This window comes from Clostridium sp. LS (assembly GCF_002760435.1).
Lineage (GTDB): Bacteria > Bacillota > Clostridia > Clostridiales > Clostridiaceae > Clostridium.
Map to the genome: position 1 here is coordinate 101,273 of NZ_AUUU01000028.1, position 25,886 is coordinate 127,158.

At 29.7% G+C, this 25,886-nt stretch carries 23 protein-coding genes, 1 tRNA gene and 1 riboswitch; of the genes, 9 read left to right on the forward strand and 15 right to left on the reverse strand.

Annotated features, from left to right (window positions below; all coding sequences use genetic code 11):
* Window positions 1-56: 56 nt before the first annotated feature.
* Window positions 57-629, forward strand: coding sequence for a hypothetical protein (locus tag COL3_RS07425; RefSeq protein WP_008418795.1), 573 nt, complete (start codon window positions 57-59; stop codon window positions 627-629).
* Between the two features lie 35 nt (window positions 630-664).
* On the opposite strand, the gene COL3_RS07430 is transcribed toward COL3_RS07425, so the two are convergent.
* The 9 genes from COL3_RS07430 to COL3_RS07465 form a co-directional block, all read right to left on the reverse strand.
* A complete protein-coding gene (locus COL3_RS07430) occupies window positions 665-931 on the reverse strand; it encodes a hypothetical protein (RefSeq protein WP_008418792.1) in 267 nt (88 codons plus the stop codon).
* A complete protein-coding gene (locus tag COL3_RS07435) occupies window positions 924-1,817 on the reverse strand; it encodes a ParM/StbA family protein (RefSeq protein ID WP_008418790.1) in 894 nt (297 codons plus the stop codon). The genes COL3_RS07430 and COL3_RS07435 overlap by 8 nt, the downstream gene beginning before the upstream one ends.
* Window positions 1,818-2,032: 215 nt before the next feature.
* Window positions 2,033-2,227 (reverse strand): DUF1778 domain-containing protein, encoded by a 195-nt coding sequence (locus tag COL3_RS07440; protein ID WP_008418788.1) that lies wholly within the window; start codon window positions 2,225-2,227, stop codon window positions 2,033-2,035.
* Window positions 2,228-2,510: 283 nt separating this feature from the next.
* Window positions 2,511-3,179: an accessory gene regulator B family protein gene (locus tag COL3_RS07445; RefSeq protein ID WP_008418787.1), complete on the reverse strand. Its 669-nt coding sequence runs from the start codon at window positions 3,177-3,179 to the stop codon at window positions 2,511-2,513.
* Window positions 3,180-3,481: 302 nt separating this feature from the next.
* Window positions 3,482-3,556: transfer RNA gene (locus COL3_RS07450), tRNA-Arg, on the reverse strand.
* Between the two features lie 204 nt (window positions 3,557-3,760).
* A complete protein-coding gene (gene abc-f, locus COL3_RS07455) occupies window positions 3,761-5,662 on the reverse strand; it encodes a ribosomal protection-like ABC-F family protein (protein WP_008418785.1) in 1,902 nt (633 codons plus the stop codon).
* Window positions 5,640-6,872 (reverse strand): MFS transporter, encoded by a 1,233-nt coding sequence (locus COL3_RS07460; protein WP_008418783.1) that lies wholly within the window; start codon window positions 6,870-6,872, stop codon window positions 5,640-5,642. Before COL3_RS07460 ends, abc-f begins: the two co-directional genes overlap by 23 nt.
* A gap of 323 nt (window positions 6,873-7,195) precedes the next feature.
* Window positions 7,196-7,342: a hypothetical protein gene (locus COL3_RS28625; RefSeq protein WP_008418781.1), complete on the reverse strand. Its 147-nt coding sequence runs from the start codon at window positions 7,340-7,342 to the stop codon at window positions 7,196-7,198.
* 188 nt (window positions 7,343-7,530) lie between these two features.
* The gene (locus tag COL3_RS07465; RefSeq protein ID WP_008418779.1) at window positions 7,531-9,918 is read right to left on the reverse strand and encodes a cation-translocating P-type ATPase; all 2,388 of its coding nucleotides are present in this window, start codon (window positions 9,916-9,918) and stop codon (window positions 7,531-7,533) included.
* 232 nt (window positions 9,919-10,150) lie between these two features.
* Here COL3_RS07465 and COL3_RS07470 point away from each other — a divergent pair, with 232 nt between their 5' ends.
* Together COL3_RS07470 and COL3_RS07475 are read left to right on the forward strand one after the other, a co-directional pair.
* Window positions 10,151-10,864 carry a lysophospholipid acyltransferase family protein gene (locus COL3_RS07470; protein WP_008418776.1) on the forward strand — a complete coding sequence of 238 codons (714 nt, stop codon included), beginning with the start codon at window positions 10,151-10,153 and terminating at the stop codon, window positions 10,862-10,864.
* A gap of 227 nt (window positions 10,865-11,091) precedes the next feature.
* Complete coding sequence (locus COL3_RS07475; RefSeq protein WP_008418773.1) at window positions 11,092-12,672, forward strand: DEAD/DEAH box helicase; 1,581 nt, start codon at window positions 11,092-11,094, stop codon at window positions 12,670-12,672.
* A 154-nt stretch (window positions 12,673-12,826) separates the two neighbouring features.
* On the opposite strand, the gene COL3_RS07480 is transcribed toward COL3_RS07475, so the two are convergent.
* Window positions 12,827-13,342, reverse strand: coding sequence for an Hsp20/alpha crystallin family protein (locus tag COL3_RS07480; protein ID WP_008418771.1), 516 nt, complete (start codon window positions 13,340-13,342; stop codon window positions 12,827-12,829).
* 272 nt (window positions 13,343-13,614) lie between these two features.
* On the opposite strand from COL3_RS07480, the gene COL3_RS07485 reads away from it, so the two are divergent.
* The 5 genes from COL3_RS07485 to manZ all read left to right on the forward strand — a co-directional run bounded on the left by COL3_RS07485 (window position 13,615) and on the right by manZ (window position 19,322).
* Window positions 13,615-16,413 (forward strand): sigma-54-dependent transcriptional regulator, encoded by a 2,799-nt coding sequence (locus COL3_RS07485; RefSeq protein ID WP_008418769.1) that lies wholly within the window; start codon window positions 13,615-13,617, stop codon window positions 16,411-16,413.
* 238 nt (window positions 16,414-16,651) lie between these two features.
* Window positions 16,652-17,077, forward strand: coding sequence for a mannose/fructose/sorbose PTS transporter subunit IIA (locus COL3_RS07490; RefSeq protein WP_008418767.1), 426 nt, complete (start codon window positions 16,652-16,654; stop codon window positions 17,075-17,077).
* A complete protein-coding gene (locus COL3_RS07495) occupies window positions 17,077-17,559 on the forward strand; it encodes a mannose/fructose/sorbose PTS transporter subunit IIB (protein WP_008418765.1) in 483 nt (160 codons plus the stop codon). Before COL3_RS07490 ends, COL3_RS07495 begins: the two co-directional genes overlap by 1 nt.
* Window positions 17,560-17,683: 124 nt before the next feature.
* A complete protein-coding gene (locus COL3_RS07500; protein WP_099716593.1) occupies window positions 17,684-18,475 on the forward strand; it encodes a PTS mannose/fructose/sorbose transporter subunit IIC in 792 nt (263 codons plus the stop codon).
* Between the two features lie 19 nt (window positions 18,476-18,494).
* The gene (manZ, locus tag COL3_RS07505; protein ID WP_008418761.1) at window positions 18,495-19,322 is read left to right on the forward strand and encodes a PTS mannose transporter subunit IID; all 828 of its coding nucleotides are present in this window, start codon (window positions 18,495-18,497) and stop codon (window positions 19,320-19,322) included.
* A gap of 97 nt (window positions 19,323-19,419) precedes the next feature.
* On the opposite strand, the gene COL3_RS07510 is transcribed toward manZ, so the two are convergent.
* From COL3_RS07510 to dapA, 5 genes are all read right to left on the reverse strand, one after another.
* Entirely contained in the window at window positions 19,420-20,052 is a 633-nt protein-coding gene (locus COL3_RS07510) for an HDIG domain-containing metalloprotein (protein ID WP_008418759.1), read from the reverse strand.
* Window positions 20,053-20,320: 268 nt separating this feature from the next.
* Window positions 20,321-20,659 (reverse strand): P-II family nitrogen regulator, encoded by a 339-nt coding sequence (locus COL3_RS07515; protein ID WP_008418757.1) that lies wholly within the window; start codon window positions 20,657-20,659, stop codon window positions 20,321-20,323.
* Window positions 20,660-20,795: 136 nt separating this feature from the next.
* Window positions 20,796-22,037 (reverse strand): ammonium transporter, encoded by a 1,242-nt coding sequence (locus tag COL3_RS07520; RefSeq protein WP_008418755.1) that lies wholly within the window; start codon window positions 22,035-22,037, stop codon window positions 20,796-20,798.
* Between the two features lie 386 nt (window positions 22,038-22,423).
* Complete coding sequence (locus tag COL3_RS07525; RefSeq protein WP_008418753.1) at window positions 22,424-23,386, reverse strand: aminoglycoside phosphotransferase family protein; 963 nt, start codon at window positions 23,384-23,386, stop codon at window positions 22,424-22,426.
* A 145-nt stretch (window positions 23,387-23,531) separates the two neighbouring features.
* Complete coding sequence (dapA, locus tag COL3_RS07530; protein WP_008418751.1) at window positions 23,532-24,413, reverse strand: 4-hydroxy-tetrahydrodipicolinate synthase; 882 nt, start codon at window positions 24,411-24,413, stop codon at window positions 23,532-23,534.
* 155 nt (window positions 24,414-24,568) lie between these two features.
* A riboswitch (Lysine riboswitch) is annotated at window positions 24,569-24,735 on the reverse strand.
* 216 nt (window positions 24,736-24,951) lie between these two features.
* Here dapA and COL3_RS07535 point away from each other — a divergent pair.
* Window positions 24,952-25,668, forward strand: coding sequence for an HAD family hydrolase (locus COL3_RS07535; protein ID WP_008418749.1), 717 nt, complete (start codon window positions 24,952-24,954; stop codon window positions 25,666-25,668).
* Window positions 25,669-25,886: the final 218 nt, after the last annotated feature.

Here is a 25,886-nt window from a genome sequence, read left to right on the forward strand (position 1 = left end):
TAAATTGAATTTTTAATCAAATATTGTGATAAAATTCTATTAGGAGGTGATTATTAATGATTTCATTTATAAAAGAAAATTCAAATATTTTTATTTTTATACTGCTATTATTTTTCATGGTAGATGTTTTTTTATTAGCTATAAAACTAAAAAATACTCTAGAAGCTCTTCCTAATTTAAAAATATCTTATAACATTCACAAAAGTTACTGCTTTGGTTTTTTCAAGGATAGGGATTATAACTTAGCAATTGTAAACTTATCCATAGAGAACACATCAACTAAATCTATCAATATTTCCAGAATACAATTAATTGATAAGGATAAATCATATTTAGCAGCTAATCTTAAAATAAGAGATGAATATAATGAGAATGGAATTTCATTGATAAACGAAGACGAATCTGAATTCATTAATATAAATATTTCATCTGAAAATATTCTTGAAAATACAGAAATTTCACCACATAGTATATTGGATGGCTATGCAGTTTTCGAAAATATTGAGCTAATTAATGAAACCAAAAATTACAGAATAGTTATTGAGACTCCCAAGGCAACTTTTGAAAAAGAAATCGCTATTAATCCTCTTAATAATGAATTGCACCCTATTAATAACTTAGAAGAGTAATTGAAAAAAAGAATAGATGAAAAACTTCATCTATTCTACCATTGTAAAAGCCTATCTATTTCATTCTCCTGCTCACTATCTATCTTTATAATTTCTTTACTCTCTTTTTCGTTAGGTATATCATTAATTTCATCACTAGAAACATTTTTTATAGGTGAAGTAAGCATACTTCCTCTCATTTTTTCAGCTATCAATACTGTTATGTATGCCGAAAAATCCAAACCAAGAGAACTAGCCTCTTTTGATGCATATTCCTTTATATGGGGGGCTAATGTTATTGTAGTTTTTAATTTTTTACACATTCTTACTCTTACCTATTATGTCATAGGTTTTTACATTAACCATTTGTGCATCATCTAACACCTTGTAATCCCCCAAATAATTTTTAAGAAGTAAAGCCCCTCCACCTATAAAAACGAACCTCGAATATTTTGATTGCTCTGGAAATGCCTGCTTTATAGCATTTATTATTTCTCCTGCTCTAAGACTTAGTACATTATCTATATCTTTACTTACATCTATTTCTCTGCCGTCTGCGAATATAGTTTTATCTGCAATTATTTGTTCTGCCTTCATACGATTTGAATAGTTTACTCCATACTTACATAATTCCTGAAGAAGAATATCATAAGTAGAATTTACTCCTAACGGATATGTTCTTCCTTCCTTAAACTGACCATTGCTCATGTATGCTATATCTAATGTGCCACCTCCGATATCTGCCACCAAAGTGTCCCTTTCTACCAAAGATTTATCATACAAAAATAATCCAGCCGATTGAGGAAATACAACTACTTTTGTAATAGTAAAAGTTCTATTTTCTCCATTAAGTTTCATAAATACTCGCCTATTTTCAAGAGCTTTTATCAATGAATTCTTTTGCTCAGCAAAAAACTGAGCAGGAAGTCCAGTTATAACTCTAACATTATTATCTATTGTTGAAGTCATTGTAGCTGCTATAGCTGTATATAAGCAAATATGAAAAATTATGTCCTTATCTCTAGAATGCTCAATGCTAGTAAATCCATCATCATTGCCTATTAAATACGTTTTACTATTATATTCTACCGTATATTTTGCAGTTTCTAATTCATGTACTTTCTCCTTTACAGTAGATGAAAAAGACCCTTCCATACCGTGCCCGATAAAGTTAGTTGTATTATACCCTATATCTGCACTAATTCTCATTTTCTAATCCCCCTTTTCTTTGTATATTCTGTTCGAATACTTTTATATGGCGTTTATACCACAGTTTTCTTAAATATTATTTTCTCCAATTAAATGTATACCTTTTTATTCTTCTGTATATTATTTATACTGCCATTGCCTTATAGATCAAATGTTAATACCGAAGTAGTTGTGTATATTGTATTGCTTGTCCACGCATTCTATCCACAAAACACTTACTCCTGTATTTCTTTTAATTCTAGATCTAAATCAATTTCCCCCTTTAACTCTGATAGTTCTGATTTACTTATAGATTTCATTATATTAAAAAGTACAAATTCTGTAATTGTCATTCCTTGCTTTCGTGCCATTCTTTTAATCGCCTGTTTCTGTTCCATTGTAACTCTAAGCATTATCGTCGCATCCTTCATTATATACCTCCTCGTATAATTCACATAATGTATATAATGTAATTACAATATATACATCACATACATTATCATACTTCATTTGTATAATTTGTAATAATATGGTATAATAATTATAAAATCTTTCGACTTCTTTCGTATCAATTAAAATAACCTAGAGTTTTCTTCACACTCTAGGTTATTTAATAACATTGATCTTTATATTCATTTTCTCTACAAATTTCCTTTCTTCATATGCAATTCATTTAATCTTGTATCGAATATATATCATGCAATAAATACTTTATTAATTTGATTTCTCACCTCGTTCAATTATATATGTTAAAACAAAGTCAACTTTGTTTAATAAGCTTATTCCACCTTTTGTAAGGGTAACTGTTTGCCATAGTATACCAAGACTAATACATTCTATTGCATTAATATAGTAAATCTCTGTAATCTTTTGATTTAGCATAAATAAAACCAAAATTATAGCTGAATAAATAACTATTGTAATAATAGATTTCTTTTTAAATTGCTTCTTCATCTCAATATTTGTAATTGGCTTCTTAACACTATCTACGGGAGCCTTCTTTATAACGATTATCAAAGCCAATATTATTACTGCCACGCTTATGGATATTATAGTAGCAATATTAAGCTTACATAATATCTTGTTAGTTACAATTCCTGCTGCCGAAGCTACAACTGTTCCTATTATAATGCAACGACTTGGCGAGGAAGCATGTACACCCCCAGAATATTTTCTGAAAACACTTACGGTAATTGAAAATATCAAGGCTTCATAAACTACTCCAAGTAAAAAACCAGCAATTATCACCCATAAAATAGCTGATATAATTTGCAGTAAATTAATTGCTCCATATATAATAATTTGTTCGTTATCTTCATCAACATTTAATAATACTTTAGCATTTTTGCCTATTTTCATTGCTATTTTTTCAGTAAGAAACATTTTTTAACCCCTCCCAACAAAAAATTTATTTCTACAAATTATACCCCATACAAGATTTTATTTACTCCTAATCTAGTTTATTATTCTTCATTTATTTTATAATTCCTCCTTTTTAAAACTTTATTTACTTATTTTTTTACATATTACAATTAATCTCAAAAGGTAAATTTTGCACCCTATTTTTTATTTTGATTAATTCAAGCAGCCAAGAATATCTCTATCATATTCTAATCCATTATAAGAATAGTTCTTTAGAGCAACAAAAACTACAACCAACTATTTAAATTGGTTGTAGTTTAATTTGGTACTCCCAGCGAGAATCGAACTCACATCTATCCCTTAGGAGGGGATTGTTCTATCCATTTAACTATAGGAGCATATATTTAATAATTTAATGTAATCCTTGCATGGGTTACTCATAAATTTTATTATAATTATTTATTATTGTCAAATTAATATTTATTTTATTAAGAGTACTTTCGTAAATTTATCTATTAGTTGCTAAAATGGAGTAAGAAATAAATTCGTCAAACCTTTGCATTTTGACGAATTTATTATGCTCTCAAGGTGCATTAATAGTTTTAGTTAAAATATTCCTCCATCAACTGCTCAAGCAACTGTTGCATTGTTAATTTATCATTGTACAAAATATTCACTTTCTCATAATCATTACAATTCTCATTAATTGCCTCTTCTATTCCTTTTAATCTTTGTTCTAATTCTTCTATTCCCTTTTCCAATCTTTGCTGTTTAAATTCATTCTTATTTGCTTTTTCAGGCTTAGATGATTTTTCTTTTTTAGCTTTTTCTACCTTCTTTTCTTTATTAGCATTAATGGATTTCAGTACCGTCATTGTACTTTTTAATTGAGTTGATTTTTCTTTATAATATTCATAGTTACCATCATAAGAAATCAAGTTTCCTTGAGATAATTCTACAACTCTTCCTGCTATACTATTTATAAAGTATCTATCATGGGATACAAATAAAAGTGTACCTTCAAATTCCTTTAAAACTTCTTCTAATTCTTCTCTTGAATCTATATCTAAATGATTTGTCGGTTCATCTAAAATTAAGAAGTTTATTTCATTACACATAAGCATAGCCAGCTTAAGCCTGCTTCTTTCCCCTCCAGAAAGAGTTCTAACCTTTTTAAATACCATTTCTCCGAAGAACATGTATTTTGCTAGATATTCTCTAACTTTTCCTTCCGTCATTACTATATCTTCTCCAAAGTAATCTAGTATAGTCTTATTTTCATCTTTAAAGTTTATATTTTGAGGAAGATATCCGAGTTTTACAGAAGTTCCGAGAGTTGCCGTTCCGCTGTCTGCATTAATTTCTTCAAGCAAAATCTTAATTAATGTGGATTTCCCGCAACCATTTTGCCCTATCAATGCTACACTTTCTTTATTTCTTACTAATAAATCAACTTTATTAAAAAGAACTTTTTCACCGTAGCTTTTATATAATCCTTTAACTATAACCACATTATCCCCTGATCTTTCTCCTAAATTTGCATTTATGCTCATATTAGCTCTTTCCAAAACTGGCTTATCTATTCTTTCAAGTCTATCCAACAGCTTTTGCATACTTACTGCTCTTGTAAAGAATTTCTCATTATCACCTCTTGCTCCCCAATCTCTTAACCGTGCAATAGATTGCTCTATAGTTTTAATTTTTTTCTGTTGTTGTATATACGCATCCATTTGAAGTTTAAGCTGTTTTTCTTTTTCGGTAACAAATGCTGTATAGTTTCCAGCATAGGTTTTTGAAACCATATCTTTTATCTCAATAATCTTTGTAACAACAATATCTAGAAAGTATCTATCATGAGATACTATTATAACTATGCCTTTATACGCTTTAAGGTATGCTTCAAGCCATTCCATAGTTTCTAAATCCAAATGGTTAGAAGGCTCATCCAATAGTAATATATCTGGATTTTGGAGCAGTATTTTTCCTAAAACTACTGTAGTTTTTTCGCCTCCGCTTAATTCCGAAAATAGCTTGCTTCTAAATCCCTCACTAATTTTAAGCCCAGCACAAACTTTACTTAATTTTTCCTCTTTTTCATATCCACCTAAACCTTCATAAAGGATTTGTACCTTAGAATAGTTGCTTAAGAGCTTTTCCGTATTACCCTCATTTGCTTTTGAAAGTTGTGCTTCTAAATATTCTAATTCTTTTTGTAGACTATCTACCTTTTCAAAAGCTGTATTTAATACATCTATTACCTTAAAGTTACTTGGATATGCTGGCATCTGCTCAAGATATCCTAACGTAGAATTCTTTTTAATGGATATAGTACCATTTTCATAACTCTCAAGTTCCATTATTATTTTCAATAGAGTACTTTTACCGCATCCATTTTCTCCTACAATTCCTACCTTTTCAGAGGTCTGTACTTCAAAAGTTATATCCTCTAAAACCATATTTGCTCCATAATATTTTTGTAATTTATTCAAAGCTAATTCTATCATTTTTCATTCCCCCAATATTCTCTTTATTTTTGTGCTTTGCAAGCTTTAGCATTAGAAACATTATTGCTGGAATATATAGTAATGCTATAATTCCAAATGTCATTGAAAATCCTATCTTTTCTGCTAATAATCCAAACAAAGGAAATATACTTATCATAAATATACTGAAACACAAACTATCAAAGGATAGTATTGTTGCCCTATATTCTGATGGTATCCTTGAATTTATATAATCACTAAAAATGGTATAAGCTAGACCTCCTGTCATTGAAATTAAGAGGAAAAATACTATAGATAATTCTTTCTTAAAAGCTAATCCCATTAACGAAAATATATTTATTAGTGATACACATATCAAAGTTCCTTTTATATTTAATATTCCTTCGAGCCTATAAGCATATTTTGAACTTACTGCTTCAATTAAACTGCTCACTGCACATATTATTGCAATAATAGTTTTTGAATAGTTCATATCTGAAAAATATTGTTGGCTATAGAAAAATACTGTTGTCTGAAGACTTGCCAACAAAGATGAAAATAAAATTAAATATAGTACCACTTTTTTCTTTTTTAGTACCTTCCCACTAACAAATAATTGAGATAATATTAAATTTCCCTGCCGCTTTTCTTCATGTTCTTTTGGGACCGGCGGTTCACTAAAGCCAAATCCTGAAATTAAAGCGGCTACCTGTATGATTGTTCCAAATATATATGCATATAAAAACTTTACATCTGCTAAAATTCCTCCAATTAAAACTGCTATTCCCTGTCCAATTGACATAACAGAAGCTAAATTCCCCCATACCTTTTTATATCTTCCGTCTTCTCCCAGCTCTTTGAGACTATCATAAACCAAAGCCTCTCCAGCTCCTGAGTTTAAGTTCATGGCCGCAGCACTTAATACAAAGGCAAAGGCAAATCCCCAAAAGCTGTTTGATATAATCATAAGAATACAAGAAATTATACTCATAATTCTTCCGACAATTACGCTAAATTTCTTTCCATACAAATCTGCAATAGCACCCGTAGGTAATTCAAAAAGTACACTAGCTACATGATATATAGATTCTATGATCCCTATTTCAACCAATGACATTCCTTTAAAGCCTAAATATAAAACCCATATAGCTGAAGTAATATTCAGTTGCAACAAGAAGCTATATATATAACTAACTGAAATATTTCGTTTTAATTTTTCATTAATATTCATTTTTTAAATCCTCCAAAATCTCTACTCTTAATTTTTTGCAAATAAAATAAGCCTTTTCTAATAATTTTTTAGTACTAAATAACTAGAAAATTATTAGAGAAAGACTTATGGAAGAAAGGCGTCATTATTTTGTTAATATTTAAATTTATTATACATTAGAAGTTTTCATATACTTTATAATATATTTAAGTAAATCAAATATTAAAACTAATCAATATAGAATAAACACAGCAAAAAAGGATTCAAGTATAAACCTTGAATCCTATAAAATCTTTATTTATTAGAATTTAAATATTATAAATTAACTAACTCAAAGATATAGATCATGGATTTATACCATAGTCGGTATTTATTCTAAAAAAGGACGCACTTCTCCCGTTAAAAGCTGAAATAGCTGTTTTTGTAAAAGAACTGCTAGATATCCATTGCTTATTTAAAATAAATTCAATAGTACCAACTATATTAGCCATAATCTACCCTCCTTTAATAAAATATTAATTTAATTATACCCTAATCTCTGGAAAATTACAATAAAAAATAGATGATACTAAAGTACAATTATATTCTTACTTTAGTATCATCAATTGCAATAATACTTTCCCTAAAATGATATTTAAAATTCATTTTAAACAATAACACTACAAATAGCTTCTCATTTTTAAATAGTTTTGATCTTATATTTTTTGTTAACTTTAATTCTAAAAATATCTACTATTTTAGTGATTAAAGGGCTTGATAATACTATTACAGCTAAAGATATTGCCCAATCTTTAAGTGGTATTACTGATAAATTGAATATATATCTTCCAATAGGAGTTAAGAATGCAAGCACTATAACACCAAACATCATAAAACATAATCCAGTTTTAAAGCTAGTTAATGGTCTTGCAACTCTAAATAGTACTACCATACTAATACCTGCAAACATTAGTACCGCTAAAGTTCTGCTGTACTCCATTGGTAAGTTCAATTGCATTGATGCTATAAATGTCATAAGCGTAAACAAAGCAATTAGTATCCCATTTGGAATACTTACTGTTAGTATTCTAGTTAGAAATCCTTTCTTAACTCCTCCCGTACTAGGCAGTAAAGCTAGAAAGAATGATGGAATTCCTATAGCACAGCTTCCCACTAATGATAATTGTATTGGAAGTATAGGAAATTCTATAAACAATATTGAACATACAAATGAAAGAATTATACAAAAAACTGTTTTGGATAGAAATAATTCTGAAACTCTCTCTAGATTATTAATTTGTTTTCTACCCTCTTCAAGAACCTTAGGAAGTGCTGCAAAATCCGACTTCATTAATACCAGCTGTGCTACAGCTTTAGTTGCGTCAGATCCATTTGCCATTGCTATTCCACAGTCTGATGATTTTAATGCAAGTACATCATTTACCCCATCACCTGTCATTGCTACAGTATGACCCATTTCTTGAAGTGATGTAACTATCTTCTTCTTTTGGTGTGGAGTTACTCTTCCAAAAATAGTAGTATTATTAATTAGATCCTTTAATTTTTCATCATCTTCTGGCAATTCTCTTGCATCAATGTATTTTTCCCAGTTCTTAACTCCTGCTCTCCTTGCAACTTCCGAAACTGTAACTGGACTATCTCCAGAAATAATTTTTACATTTACTCCCTGGCTATCAAAATATTCTAACACTTCTGGAGCTGCTTCCCTTATAATATCCTCAATTAATATTAATGCGACGCTTTCTATACTGCCATTTAATTTTTCATTTAACCTATTATTAAGTTTTGCTAGTAATAAAACTCTTTTCCCTTTTTTAGCTTCTTCTTTAACTAATCCCTCAATAAAATGGTATTCTTTATTTAATATTATTTCTGGTGCACCAAGAATCCATGTCCCAAGTTCTTCGAAAGTAATCCCACTCCATTTTCTTTTTGATGAAAAAGCAATTTTATCTATAACCTTTATACTTTTATCATATTCTGTATACTTTGCTAATATAGCCTTTTGTGTTGGATTGTTACTTGGAAGATTATTAATTAGTGCAGCTAATATGTTGTCTATTTCTTTTGAATCTCTTGAACTAATACTTTTAACTTCAGATAATCGTAAATCACCTTGCGTTAACGTACCTGTTTTATCTAAGCAAAGTACATCAACTCTTGCCAAAACTTCTGTAGCACATAATTCTTGTACTAAAGTATCGTACTTTGATAGTTTTATAATTGAAACTATAAATGTCGCACTCGTTAATAACACTAATCCTTCAGGTATCATTCCCACAATACCTGATACTGCGCCAATAGATGCCTCTTGCCATGTATATCCTGGAATTCTCAATTGAGTTACTATTAATAGTAACGATAAAGGTGGCACAATCCATATTATTACTTTAAATATTTTATCAATAGCTGATTGTAACTCAGAATTAATTATTTTAAATTGTCTTGCTTCTTCAGCTAAAGTTGAAGAGTATGTCTCTTTACCAACCTTAGTAACTACTGCATAACCGTCTCCAGATACAACAAAACTTCCAGACATTAAGTCTTCTCCAGAATGTTTTGAAATTGCATCAGCTTCTCCAGTCAGCATTGACTCATCTACTTCTAACCCATTACTATGCAATACTTCTCCATCAGCTAATATCTGCATTCCGGTTTCCAAATAAATCACATCATCAAGTACAATTTCCTCAACTGAAATATCTTTTATCTCCCTATCCCTAAGGACTTTTGCATGAGCCATACTTATAACAGATAATCTTTCTAATGTGCGCTTAGCCTTGACCTCTTGAATAACACCAATTAATGTATTTACTATTATTACACCAACAAATATAGCGTTTTTAAAAGATCCAGCTAAAATAATTACTGCTGCAAGCATGAAATTTATTGCATTAAATTTTGTAAATAAATTTGCCCTGATTATCTGAGGTATAGTTCTTGAAGGTGTTTTAGGAATGTGATTTACTTTTCCTTCTTTGACTCTTTTCTTAACTTCATCGGATGTTAAGCCTACTATTTGATCATCCTTCTTCTCCTGAATGTTTAATTTATTGTTTAAATTCATTAAAATTCTCCCACCTATGTAAATTGTGTATATATGCTACTTCATAGAATTAATTAGTATAATATATATTATACATATTTTAATATTATTTTCCCCATTTATTTTTCTTAATTTTAAATTAATTTTATCCAAATTTTAATCTGCACCTAATCTTTTTATTCTTTTAATATAGTAAATTTTGTATTATACTGGTTAGTGTAAAAATTAATATATTAAGGATGTGTAATTTTTAATGATAAGGACTATATATTTTTATCTCTGCTTTGTATTAAGCTTACTTTTTTCTTCTATATATAGAATTAAAATAAGGATATTAACTAATAAAGGCGATATAAAAAAAAGAACAGAGTATATTCATAAGGTAAGCCACTCTTGGGCTAAATTCATAATGAAAGCAGCCGGTGCAAAAATTAATATTATAGGACTAGAGAATATTCCAAAAAATCAAACGGTATTATTTGTTTCTAATCATCAAAGTAACTTTGATATTCCACTACTATTAGGTGTTATTGATGTTCCAAAAGGATTCATTGCCAAAAAAGAACTTGAAAATTGGCCTATTATTAGTACTTGGATGAAGTATATTAATTGTATTTTTATGGACAGAGATAACTTAAGAAAATCTGCCGAATCAATAGTAGAAGGTGTAAACTTATTAAAATCTGGTTATTCAATGGTAATTTTTCCATCGGGACATAGAAGTAAAGGTAAATCCATAGATGAATTTAAAGGTGGCAGCTTTAAACTTGCTACAAAATCAAAATGTCCAATAGTTCCAATAACTATAAATGGAACATATAAATTATTAGAAGAAAATAATAATAGAATTAAGGGAGCAACTATAGAATTAATAATACATACTCCGATAAATGTTTCCAATTTAAACAAGGAAGAACTAGACAACCTTCCTAATACTGTTCATTCCACTATAATTAACGCATTATAACGCTTGCTAATATAAAATGAGCTGCCTTTAAATCATAGGCAGCTCATTTCATGTATTATTTTACATAATTGTTTTTGAATAATATTCATAATATATAAATATAATATTTTTGACATAGTTTTATCTTCTGTGTTATAATTAACTCATTTGACTTATAGATAAAACTTTACTATTAGTTATTAAAATAAAATTTAATTAATTTTAGAATAAAGAAACGAGGATATTTAATGAATGATAATCAATTTGCTACATTAGGTCTTAAAGAGAGTATTGTTAAAGCAATATCAGACCTTGGTTTTACGAAACCATCTCAAATACAAGAGCAAAGTATTCCCGTAACATTAAGCGGTGCTGACTTAATAGGTCAAGCGCAAACTGGTACTGGAAAAACTGCTGCTTACAGCCTTCCAATCATCACCAAAATGAGTGATAGCAAAGGAATAAAGGCGCTTATTTTAGCACCAACAAGAGAACTTGCTGTTCAGGTTAAGGAAGAAATAGAAAGACTCTCTAAATACGAGAAAACTGAAGTACTAGCTATTTACGGTGGAGATTCAATCGACAGACAAATTAGAGCGCTAAAAAAGGGTACTGTAGATATAGTTGTTGGTACACCAGGAAGAATCCTAGACCTTATAAAGAGAAAATGCCTTCATTTAGATAGTATAGAATTTTTAGTACTAGATGAAGCTGACGAAATGCTTAACATGGGATTCATTGACGATATGGAAGAAATTTTAAGTCACACACCTTCTGAGAGACAGACTTTGTTATTTTCAGCAACAATGCCTGACCCAATAGCAAAACTTGCAAAAAGATACATGAAGCCTGATGCTAAACTTGTTAGTATAAAGAAAAGCTCGCTAACTGTATCTAAAATCGAGCAAAGCTATTTTATGATTAATAATAAGCATAGACTTGAGGCTCTCTGCAGATTGTTAGATTTAGATAACCCAAGTTCAGCCATAATATTCTGTAGAACTAAAAGAGGCGTTGATGAATTAGTGCAAGAGTTACAATCTAAAGGCTATATGGTTGAAGGAATGCATGGAGACATGACACAAGCTCATAGGTTAACTACTTTAAATAAATTTAAGGAAGGTACCCTTAATTTATTAATTGCTACTGATGTTGCTGCTAGAGGTATTGATGTAGAGGGAGTAACTCACGTATTTAATTACGATTTACCTCAAGATGTTGAATCATATGTTCATAGAATTGGCAGAACTGGTAGAGCAGATAAAAGTGGAACTGCATATTCGTTAGTAACTCCAAAATATTTTTCTATGCTTAAACAAATTCAGAATGTAACTAAAAGTTCCATTACACAAAAACCAATTCCAACAGCAGAAGAAATTAATAATAAAAAATTTAAAGATATGATTTCAGAAGTTCAAGAAGCTATTAATACTGGAGAACTTACTAAATTTATTCCAAGTGCAATAGAACTTGCTGAGTCTAACGATCCAATCTCAATTATTGCAGCTTTAATGAAAATTAAATTTGAAAATGAAAGTGTATTTGATTACAGTTCAAACAAATTAGATGCACCAAGTAAAAAAGAAGATATTCGTTTATTCTTCTCTGTCGGTAAAAAAGATGGCTTAACACCAAAAGTTTTAATTAACTACATTAAAGATATGACACGAGTTAAAGCTTCAGCGATTGGTCAAATAGACCTTATGGAAAACTTCTCATTTGTAACAGTTGATGAAACTGTATCTGCCAAAATATTAGAAAAATGTCCAGGCGGAAAGATTAATAGAAAAAAAGTGAATGTTGAAGTTGCTAATAAGCGTAAGAAGTAATAAAATATAAAAGTTTTATTGTTCTTAATTTAAGGGAAGATTTATTTTTAGGTGCACACCTAGAGCTTATCCTCCCTTTTTTATTTTCTAAAATTCAAGCTTGTAATTTAAATTTTCCCGTAAACGCATATTACATATCATCTATAGCTGCCGCCTAACTATCTACATTATCCTCATAAGAATCTACTTCTATTATAGTATCAATAAATGCATACTTTTTCGGCATTCTCATGCTGAGAACTCCATTATCAATACTTTTAAGTACTTGGTCTGTATCAATATCCTCTATATTTTCAAATTTTTTATTATATGCTCTTCTTACAATTGTGTTATTTGATAAGATTCCAAAACTACTTCTTTGTATTTCTGATCTAATTAAATTTATTTCTATAATCCCCGGATCGTATCGTATACTTAATTCTCTTAGGTCTATCCCTTTTAAATCTATAGATAATAAATACATCTCTTCATATTGTTCAAACTTAATAAAACTTTCTTTATCTCCTTCCAAGTTTTCTTCAGAATATTCTCCCTGAAAAATATTTTCGTTGTTTTGGGAAAGTTCATTTATATCAATAATATCTAGAAAAGTTTGCATTACTCCGCTTACCTTCTCAATATTTTTAGCATTGAATATATCCCCAAACCCAAAAGAAAAAATTTTAATCATATTATCTCCCTAATACATTTCTTAACACTTATATAATATTTCTAAAATCTTAATTTGTTTAAAATAATTATCTTAATTTACTATATCTTTTGAGTAGTTAGGATTAGTGTATCAGCACTGAGCAATACTCAAGCTAAATTGCAATATTATCTTATCAATATTTTAATACACTTTTTTCTAAGTTGATTATTATAATCAACAAGTGTATCAATACACTATTGAACATATTTTCTTTTGGCCTTACAATATTAATTGAAAGGAAGGGATTTATCATGAAGCGTATAGATAGAATTTATAATTATATCCTTGAAAATTCTAAAAGTTTTAATAAAAATCAATTTTTAGAACAAAAAGGATTCAGTGCTCAAGAAATTGGAGAAACTTTAGATATTTTAAGGAATAATGTTTCAAAAGAACTTAATACACTTTGTAGAGAAAAGAAAATAGTTAAAATAAAAAACAGGCCTGTTATGTATTTTGATAGAAAATGCCTTGAAGACTTACTCTCAGTAAAATTACCTGAAGATTTAGATGAGATAAACGATGTAAATTCTTTAATTTCAACATCATCAAAGGTAATTACTGAAGATCAATCGCCGTTTGATTACTTGATAGGTGCTAATACAGGCTTAAAAAATCAAATCGAACAAGCCAAAGCCGCATTAATGTATCCGCCAAATGGTCTACACACGTTAATAATTGGTAGTACTGGTGTTGGTAAGAGTTTATTTGCCAATATTATGTATGAATATTCAAAATATATAAAGAAACTGCCTGATGATGCGCCTTTTGTTGTATTTAACTGCGCTGACTACGCCAATAATCCTCAACTTCTTTTATCATATATTTTTGGGCACATTAAGGGTGCATTCACTGGTGCTGATAAAGAAAAAGAAGGTATAGTAGAAAAAGCTAATGGCGGTATCCTTTTCCTAGATGAAATACATAGATTACCACCTGAAGGTCAAGAGATGGTTTTTTATTTCATGGATACCGGAACATATAATAAACTTGGTGAAACAGATAGAGCACGTAAAGCGAATGTATTATTGATCGGAGCGACAACAGAAGATCCAAACTCCACATTGCTTAATACTTTTATAAGGAGAATTCCAATTACTATAGCAATTCCAAGTTTTGATGAAAGGCCCATAGATGACCAAATCCAATTAATACACTATTTAATATCAAAGGAAGCTCAAAGAGTTAATAAGACAATAAAGATCTCAGCTGAAGCCATTAAAGCCCTTATTGGAAGTACTTCTTATGGAAATGTTGGACAACTTAAATCTAATATTCAGTTAGCTTGTGCAAAGGGATTTTTAAACTCTATCAATACTGATGAGTGTATTGATATAAATCTTAAATTGCTGCCGCCAAATATTAAAAATGGAATTCTTGCTTTTGGAAACAAAATAAAAGATAATGCAACTGCATGGAACATAATTCCTAATACAATTACAATACAACCTGATGGGGACAAAACATTTTTGGAGACTGAAGCCTATGAACCGCCATTTAATATTTATAACATTATTGAAGATAAAACATCAGCTCTTCAAGAAGAAGGAATGAGAGATGAAGATATTAAAAACTTCATCACAACAGATATTAACATTCATTTAAAACAATTCTATGCAAGGTTTAAAAATGATACACATAAGCGAGAGGGCTTATTGAAAATTGTTGACAAAGATATAATTAATTTTGCCGAAGAAATCAAGGCACTGGCTGAAGCTAAATTAAATAGAAAACTAAATGAGCGATTTATTTATGCTACAAGTCTTCATTTTAGTGCATTATTTAATCGTATTAAGAAGAAGACTGTTTCTTATTCATCGCATATTGAATTACAGCTTTCTGTTAATAGTAAAGAGTACGAGGTTGCCACTGAAATACATTCGTTAATTGAAAGTCGCTATAATTTAACTATTCCACCTATTGAGATTGAATATCTTGCTTTACTTTTAACTTCAATTCAAGAATCATCGCATCAAGAAAGAGTTGGCATAGTGGTAGCTGCTCATGGTTCAAGCACTGCTACAAGTATGGTTGCTGTTGCCAGAAAACTCTTTGATGCAGACAATATATTAGCTGTTGATATGCCTCTTGAAATGGCTCCTTCCGATATATTAGAAACAGTTATTGAAAAAGTAAAAATTGTTGATGAAGGTAAAGGAGTATTGCTTTTAGTAGATATGGGATCATTAAATAGCTTTGGTGATGTTATTACTGAGAGGACAAATATCATTACCAAAAGTGTTGATATGGTATCCACACCATTGGTATTAGAAGCAGTTAGAAAATGTTCTTTATTTGATACAGATCTAAATTCAGTTTACTCATATTTAATTACCGATTTCAGAGGCTACACAAATAAGGTTATTGCTGAAGAAATCACAAATACTAACGGAGTTATTATAACAATTTGTTCCACTGGTAAAGGCGCTGCAATTAAACTTAAGGAATTAGTTCAAGATATTGTTGATAACATTACTACAAATGATATTAATATAATTCCTGTTGGATTGAAAAATTTAAACAAATCAATTAATCATATATCAAAAAATAATAAAATCATTTCACTTATTGGCATATCAAATCCTAATATGGGAATTCCATTCATCTCACTAGAAAATTTAATTGATGGATCTGGCGAAAAAGTACTAAAAAGTTTGGTAGATGGAAAGACTATTGTTGATACTAATAATAAAGTAGAAAATCAAATTGTTCTTAAAAATCTTTGCAAACAAAGCCTTAGAGAGCTGCTAACATACTTGAATCCTGAGAAGATATGTTCTTTATTAGAGGATTTTGTTATTACTATTGAACAATCTTTATGTATAAATTACGAAAATCCTGCAAAACTAAGAATTATGTTACATGTTGCATGCGCCTTAGAAAGGATGATTTTAAATGATGGATTGGTTTATAGAGAATCTCCTAATACTCTAGACAAAGATATTCTATCTGCTTTAAGAAAAGCTAGCTTAAAATTTAAAAATTCGTTATCTATATCATTATCTGACGATGAACTGTATTACATGGTTGATATACTTAACGAATATTAATATTTTACTAAGTATTTTTTTAGTATCAAATAACAGTATTATTAATTAAAAGTATATCGTTTTCTATGCAAAGTGTATTGTTTTACATTTCTAGTGTATTAATAATTCTTAATGATATTTATTTAATTATGCTAAAACTGTATCTTCATAATACTTTGCATTTTTGATACACTATATTGGCACGCTTATTGCTATGTATATTAGTATCTAAAACAATTACAGAAAGGGTGATAAAATAGTGATCGCATTAATTATAAGCACTCATGGTAAATTTTCAGAAGAACTTGTTAAATCATCAGAAATGATTTTTGGTTCTCAAACAAATGTAGGTATTGTTACATTTAAGCCTGGTGAAGGTACAGATAATCTAGTAGAAAAATATAACAACCTTATAAATAATGAGTTAGATTGTAAAGACGGAGTTTTATTTATGGTAGACCTTTTCGGCGGGAGTCCATTCAATGCAGCAAGTATTCTTGCATTAAAAAATAAGAATATGGAGATTGTATCAGGTGTTAACCTTCCAATGTTATTAGAAGTTTTCGGAAGTAGAGACTTTTCAAGTCTCTCTGAGCTAGTTGAAATTGCACAAAATTCTGGTAAAGATGCTATAAGAAAATTAATAAAACAATCAAACACAAGTTCTGAGGAGGATGATTTATAATGAAAATCGCATTAGCAAGAATTGATGACAGATTAATACACGGACAAGTGGCCACAGTTTGGTCAAAAGAAACAAAATGTCAAAGAATTATCGTATGTAACGACGATGTAGCAAAAGATGAGATAAGAAAAACTTTGTTAACTCAAGTAGCACCTCCAGGTGTTCAATCTCACGTAGTCGATATAGACAAAGCTGTTAGAGTTATCAATAACCCAAAGTATGAAAATGATATCGTAATGCTTTTATTCACTAACCCAACAGATGTTCTTAGATTAGTTGAAGCTGGAATAGATATTAAATCTGTTAATATTGGAGGAATGTCTTTCAAAGAAGGTAAAACTCAAGTAACTGGAGCTGTTTCGGTTAATAATCAAGATATTAAAGCATTTAAATCATTAAATGAAAAAAATATAGAATTAGAAATCAGAAAAGTTGCTTCTGATTCAAAATCTTACATCATGCCATTAATTGAAAAGCTATGATCAGCTCTAAAAATGTAGTATAGCTACATTTTTAGAAATAAAGTTTAAACATTTACATTTAAATTTAGTATATTTATTAATTTAAATATAAATTATTTTAATTAAGGAGGATACTCTAATGACAATTAATGCATTACAATTAGTTCTTATTTTCATTATTGCGTGCGTTGCTGGTATGGGTAGTGTTCTTGATGAATTTCAAACTCATAGACCATTAATAGCATGTACATTAATCGGACTTGTTTTAGGAGACTTAAAAACTGGTATTATAATTGGTGGTACACTTGAAATGATGGCACTGGGCTGGATGAACATCGGTGCTGCAATGGCTCCAGATGCTGCTTTAGCAAGTATTATTTCTACTATCGTAGTAATTGCTGGAAAGCAAGATGTAAGTGCTGGTATAGCCCTTGCTATTCCTATAGCTGCTGCTGGTCAAGTATTAACTATACTTGCTAGAACTCTTACAGTTTTCTTCCAACACCAAGCAGATAGGGCTGTTAAAAATGGAAATCTTAAAATAATTGATCTTTGCCACATTGGCGCTTTGCTAATTCAAGCTCTACGTGTTTCTATTCCCGCTGTAATCGTTGCTATGTTCGTTGGTACTTCTGTTGTTCAAAATATGTTAGCATCAATTCCTGATGTTGTAACAGGAGGACTTAGAGTTGGTGGTGGTGTTGTAGTTGTAGTCGGATACGCAATGGTTATCAACATGATGGAAGCAAAGCACTTAATGCCTTTCTTCTTCTTAGGATTCGTTGTAGCTGCTATTGCAAACTTAAATCTAGTTGCTCTAGGTGTAATTGGAACTGTAGCTGCTATAATCTACATCCAATTAAGTCCTAAATTTAATCAAACTACTGTTGCTGCTCAATCTTCATCAAGTAGCGCTGCAGACGATGAATTAGACTAAAAGAGGAGGTTACAATAATATGAGTAAAGAATTAAAAAAGCTTACAAAAAGTGATTTAAATAGCATGTTCATTCGTTCAAACTTTCACCAAGGTTCTTGGAACTATGAAAGAATGCAAGCTTTAGGATATTGTTTTGCAATGGTTCCAATCATCAAAAGATTATATACTGGTGAAGAAAGAAAACAAGCTCTTAAAAGACATCTTGAATTCTTTAATACACAACCGTTCGTTACTGCTCCAATTCTAGGAGTTACAGCAGCCATGGAAGAACAAAAAGCTAATGGTGCTGAAATAGATGATGGTGCTATCAATGGTCTTAAAATAGGGTTAATGGGACCTCTTGCAGGTGTTGGTGATCCAATATTCTGGGGTACATTAAGACCAGTTGCTGCTGCTTTAGGTGCTTCAATAGCATTAACAGGCAGCATACTTGGACCAATATTATTCTTCCTAATTTTTAATGCAGTTAGACTTGCAATAAGATGGGTTGGAGTTAGTTATGGTTATAGCAAAGGAACTACAATTGTTGCAGATATGGCTGGTGGTAGACTTCAAAAATTAACTGAAGGTGCTTCAATCCTTGGATTATTCATAATGGGTGCTCTTGTTAACAGATGGACTTCTATAAATGTTCCCCTAGTTGTTTCTACTATTACCAAAGCAGATGGAACAACAGCTGTTACAACTGTTCAAAACATCTTAGATTCATTATTGCCAGGATTACTTCCATTAATCTTCACTTTCATATGCATGAACTTACTTAGAAAGAAAGTTAGCGCAGTTTGGATTATATTTGGAATCTTCGTTTTGGGTATTCTATTCTACTGGTTAGGATGGTTAAAGTAAAAAAAATAGTAAATAAACTTATAGTGTTAAACTAACGTAAAATAAAGAGACTATCTTTTTGAATCATTTTAGATAGTCTCTTTATTATTATTATAATTTATTTGCATACTTTAACGAATCTACTTATTTTTTCTCTAAATTTATTAATCTGATCAATTGTATCACTAACCTCATTATAATCCAAATTTCCCCTGCCTAATCTATCTGAAAGTGAAACTAATACAATTTCGTTAACCTTCACATCCTCTAGCATACCATCTATATTTTGAAATTTCATCTCTTTAGTAACAAATAAACTCTGCATATGCCATCTTATAAGGCCCCTTACCTCTTTTATAAAGCTTTCTTCTTCATTAAAATAATTTAAAAATTCTTCGGCCATATCTGCACCTACAATATCATGATTATATGATGTTAGTCTTCCTTTTCTAAGTTTAGTAGTCGGTTTTTTCCCTATATCATGTAATAAAAGTGCCCACATAAATGCTCTTTTATCTTCACTTTTATCCCTATTTTTAGCTCCTTCATCTATAACCATCATAGTATGAATAAACACATTTCCTTCTGGATGAAATTTAGGATTTTGGTCAACTTCGTTTAAATCTTTAATCATTGAAAATGGGTATTTATCAAGCAAGTGACTTTTTAATGCCCCTTGTATATATACAGATGGTCTATCGTCATTAAGTAAATGTTCTTCTATATTCAAAAAAATTTCTTTATCTGTCATAATACACTCCTATTTATTTTTCTTTAGTGTAGATATAAAACTACTTTATAATTACACTATAATTTTCAAACTACTATTAGTATACCTAATAATCTTGTTATTAATCATTTATAACCATAAACATGAGTAAAAAATAATAGAGAACAATTTACCTCTATAGATCTTATCAAGAAAATTATTATTAAAACTCTTTCCTTAAAATTCTAGAGATAAATTATTCTCTATTAAGTATTATATTAAGATATTAATTTTTCATTTAAAATATTCCTTATAATGCTGAGTTGCCTCTTTCGCCAGTTCTAATTCTTACGCACTCTGCAATATCTACAACAAATATTTTTCCGTCGCCAACTTCACCAGTTCTAGCTAATCCTGTGATTAATTCAATAACATCTTCTACTTTATCATCTTCAACAACTATTTTAACTTCTATCTTAGGTAATACATTAGTTGTTATTTCTGTACCTCTATGGTACTCTTTCCAACCACGTTGTTGCCCGCATCCCATAACTTGGCTGATAGTTACACCATTTATATTGTTATTCTTTAAAGCATCTTTGATTTCCTCAAGTTTTGAAGGTCTTATAATTGCTTCTACTCTTTTCATAATTATTTCCTCCCTAAATTATCTACATAATATACATTTAATAAACGTCTTTCTGAAATTATACCATAAATCCATTAAGATTGCTTACCTATTATATATATTTATAGTATTTGATTGCATTGATTGCATTTATACCTTAGTCTAATCCATTGAATGCTGGGTAAGCTGTTTCACCATGTTCAGCTACATCAAGCCCATCAGCTTCTTCTGAACTTTCAACTCTTATAGTCATAAATAACTTCATAACTTTTAGAATAATAAATGTCATAACTGCTGCAAAAACTACTGTTATTGCAATACCTTCTATTTGAGCAATCAAAAGATTAATATCTCCGAAGAAAAGACCGTTCCATTTTGCTACAGAGTTAATTGATGTTTGAGTGAATAATCCAGTTGCAATACCTCCCCAAACTCCACCAATTCCGTGGCATCCAAAAGCATCTAAAGCATCATCATATCCAAATTTAGCTTTTACTGCACTCATGAAGAAGAAACATATTGGAGATACTAATGCACCTATTATAATTGAAGACCAAAGTGGAACAAATCCTGCTGCTGGTGTAATTGCAACCAATCCTACTATAGCACCTGTTGCTGCACCTAGTACTGTTGGCTTACCATGTTTTACTTTTTCTATTAACATCCATGAAAGTAATGCTGCTGCTGCTGCAGTGTTTGTTGTCATGAAAGCATGTACAGCAAGTGGGCCAGCGCTTAATGCGCTACCAGCATTAAATCCAAACCATCCAAACCAAAGTAAAGCTGCTCCAAGAACTACAAATGGAATATTGTGTGGTTGATATGACATCATTCCATATCCACGTCTCTTACCTAAGACAATACAAGCTACAAGCCCTGAAACTCCTGAACTTATATGAACTACGTCTCCACCAGCGAAGTCTACTGCTCCTAATGAACCAATTATTCCGCCGCCCCATACCATATGAGCTAATGGATAATATACTAATACTGACCATGCTGCTATGAATATAAATAATGCTGAAAATTTCATTCTTCCTACTAAAGATCCAGTAATAAGTGCTGGAGTAATTATTGCGAACATCATTTGAAATGCTGCAAATAGTTCGTGAGGTATAGTTGTCGCATATGCTGATGGATCTCCTCCAACTCCATTAAACAATGCAAAGTTAAGTCCACCAATTATTCCATGAACATCATCACCAAAAGATAATGAATAACCTATTAAAACCCATAATATTGATGCTAATCCACAAATGAAGAATGAAGACATCAACGTATTTAAAACATTTTTTCTACGAACCATTCCACCATAAAAGAATGCTAGTCCTGGTGTCATTAAAAGTACAAGTGCTGAACATATTAATATAAAACTGCTATCGCCAAAATTGATTTCCATAATAAATCCCCCTTAAATTAGTATTTCTTTAAATAAAAGTTATTGTTTACTTGCTTTTAATTTTCTTCAAATAATTGTAATTCAAAAGTAACTGAGCTCCGTTACTTTACAAAATATTTGTAAAAGAATTTACTTGGTCTACCACGATATCGTAATTTTTTAATAAAAAAACGGTGCTTGTAACACGCACCTATTAGTACGTTTCACAAACACCGTTGTTTATAGTAATTAGTATATTATCCATTTATAAAATTGTCAATATATTTTTAAAAATTTATGAAAAATGTTTTTTTCTTTTCATTTAATTTGATGACATTTATTACAAATAAAGTAATTTATGCTTTACTATACTCCATATCATCTTTCGATTATTAAAATTCATTTCTCTAATCTAATAACCTGTTAATATTATTAATCAATATTTTCTTTATATTTGAATACTTGTTAGGCATGTCTTCATAACCATTAATTAGCTGAATTAAATTAGCTGAGTCCCTGAGTTTACTTATCTTATACCAATTGTCTTCTAGCTTATAACTTGAGTTTTCATTATATTCCTCCTTAAATACTTGTATTAAATCTTTATTGAAATATTCTTCATATCTAAAAAACTGCCCTATATCTGCTAATGGATGTCCAGCCATAACAAATTCCCAATCTATAACACCACATAATTTATTATCTCTAATTAGAATATTAGTTCCCTGAAAATCTCCATGAACAAGTCTAATGTCATTATCCAATTCAGCTAGTATTTTTTGATTTTGATTAACTATTTCATTAATTTGGTTTACTATTTTCTTTCCTAATCGCTGCTTCGCTTTATCTCCCATAAACATTTCGTACCATGATATAAGCGGAGGTAATTCCTCCTTTATTTCTAAATTTTCATTTAAGAAGCCTGCTTTCTTAAATTTATAACTATGTAATTGTGCTAAAAATTTCGCAACATCTATAATAAGGCTTTCATCAAAAACATATCCATCACTTATTGCTTTACCTATACTCTTTCCTTCTACATACTCATAAATTGCATATTCTTTATTTTCAATACTACCATGGGTGCTAACCTTACAAACTGTTGGAATATTTTTAATATGATTTTCTTTCAATTGATTTAACAATTTAATTTCTCTTATATAGTTCTGTTCTGATGAAAAAAATATCTTTAAAATGTACTTTTTATCAGTCTCATTGGTTTCAATAAGATAATTCGTTGTTCTACAGCCTTCATTTATGCGTGAAATATTAGTAATATATTTGTCTTCTAATATCTCGCCAAATAATTCATTAACTATAATATTATCAATTTCTAAAAATGGGAATGTTCTCTCCCAGCCATATTCCATAAATATACCTCATTCACTTAATATAATAATTTTTTATCAAGTCTAATTATAATATATTATTAGGGTATATACCTATATAAAATGAAAGCAACTTAAGTAAGGAAGCAATAAATACTTCCTTACTTTATACTGCACTTTGATTATATTATATATGCACTAGAGTTTTATCTAACATTTTATCAAGCTTACTTTGTAATTCTTTCGTTATATTTACTAATGGCAACCTAACTTCATCAGAATCAATAAGACCAACCTTATTTAAGCAATATTTTAATGGTGTTGGATTAGGTTCCGCAAATAGTAGAGGTATCATTCCATGCAATGATTTCCACTTTTCCAAAGCAGCTTGATGATCATTCTTTTTAACTAAGTTATATATATCAATGAATTCTTTAGTTCTTAAGCTAGCTGAGGCCATTATTCCACCTTGTCCACCAAGAATAAGGGTTGTATAAAAATATGCATCTTCTCCCGTTAGAATTGAAAAATCCTTTGGTGGATTTAGTAATAATTCAGTAGTCTGCTTCATGTTTCCGGAACAATCTTTTATTCCTATTATATTCTTTAATTGAGCTAATATCTGTACAGTTTCATTCTCAATATTGGATGCAGTTCTATATGGTATATTGTAAAGTATAATATCTAAATCAGTTGACTCAGATATAGATTTAAAATGTTCATAAAGTCCTCTCTGATCTGGTCTTGAATAATATGGAGCTACTGATAGTATACCATCCACATTATGTTTTTCTACTACTTTTAACATTTTAACTACTTCACTAGTATTATTTCCTCCTAATCCTACATATACTGGAACTCGATTGTTATTATACTCAATAGTTTTTGCTAATACTTCCTCATACTCGCATGATAGAATTGTAGGAGACTCTCCAGTAGTTGCAAGTGGAACAATTCCATTTACACCTTCATTAACATAATGATTAATCATTCTTTCATAAGATTTAAAATCTACCTTCCCATCCTTAAATGGTGTTATTAATGGTACTAAAACGCCTTCAACTTTCATTAATTTTGCCAACTCCTCAAATTTATTTTATTAAATAAGAAAACCCGTTAGTATAAAATATACAAACGGGTAGAGTTAATCGCATAAAACTTGTACAAAACTAAAATACAATAATATTAAAACTTTTATTAATACTATTATTTATAGTTTTATCAAATCCTTGTAGCTCTCCACTTTCGTGACAGTTATGCATATGTTATATGCATACCCAGAAATAAATTTTTGCATAATTTAAATCTTCGGCCATAATACCTTTCCTTATCAATCAATGTTTGCCAACTCATAATAAGTACTCTTTATTAATGGCGCCTCTACCTTAGGTTTTCGTTATTAAATTATTTCAATTATATCACTCAATCAACTACTTGTAAATAAAATACCATATGCTATTTATTAAACAAAGTAAATATTGCAATATTATCTTTTATTGTAACAATTCCTAATCTTTCATTGTTTTCGTGATTAGAAAGGATTGTCACAATCTTTATAGAACATATAATATTAATTCATATTAAATTTTAGAAAGTGGGATTAATATATGTATTCTAATTATATCTTTGATCTTTATGGTACATTAGTTGATATAAAAACTAATGAAAATTCCAAAATCCTTTGGGAGAAACTCGCTCTTTTTTACTCTTTTAATGGTGCTTCATATGATGCAAAATCATTAAAAACTTCTTATAAAAATAAAGTAACAGAAATTCAATTATCAATAAATAACACTGATTATCCAGATTTTCCAATAGAGACTGTATTCGAATCTTTATTTAAAGACAAAAATGTGCATGTTTCGTTAGATATGCTTAAAGCAACAGCACAAATGTTTCGAGTACTATCGATCAAACATCTAAAACTTTATGATGGAGTCTTAGATCTGTTAAACCTATTAAAGCAAAGAAAGAAAAAAATTTTCTTATTATCAAATGCTCAAAGAATTTTTACCTTATATGAGATGAAAATTCTAGGAATTGATAAGTATTTTGACGGAATTCTTTTTTCATCAGATTGTTTTGTTTGTAAACCAGATGCAAAATTTTATAATAAGCTATTAAATGAATTTAATATAGATATAAATTCTTCTATAATGATCGGAAACGATCCCATAGCTGATATAGAGGGCTCAAATTATCTAGGACTTGATTCATTATATATAGATTCAAACCTATCTCCCAAAATAACAAATGAACTTAAAAGCAAATATGCCATAATGAATGGAGATGTACATAAAATAATTGATTTAATTATTTCATAAATAAATCGCTTTAAAATATCCACATTAATTGAAAATAATCCACAATATATTTTAATATATATGTGGATTATTTATTATTTTTCTATATAATTATATACCAACCTAGATATCAATTACTTAAACTTCTTTACTTGCTGCAAATAAAAAGGATAGCTATTCTAGCTATCCTTTATAATTACCTCGCAACGTCCTACTCTGCCACACAGTCTCCCATGCAG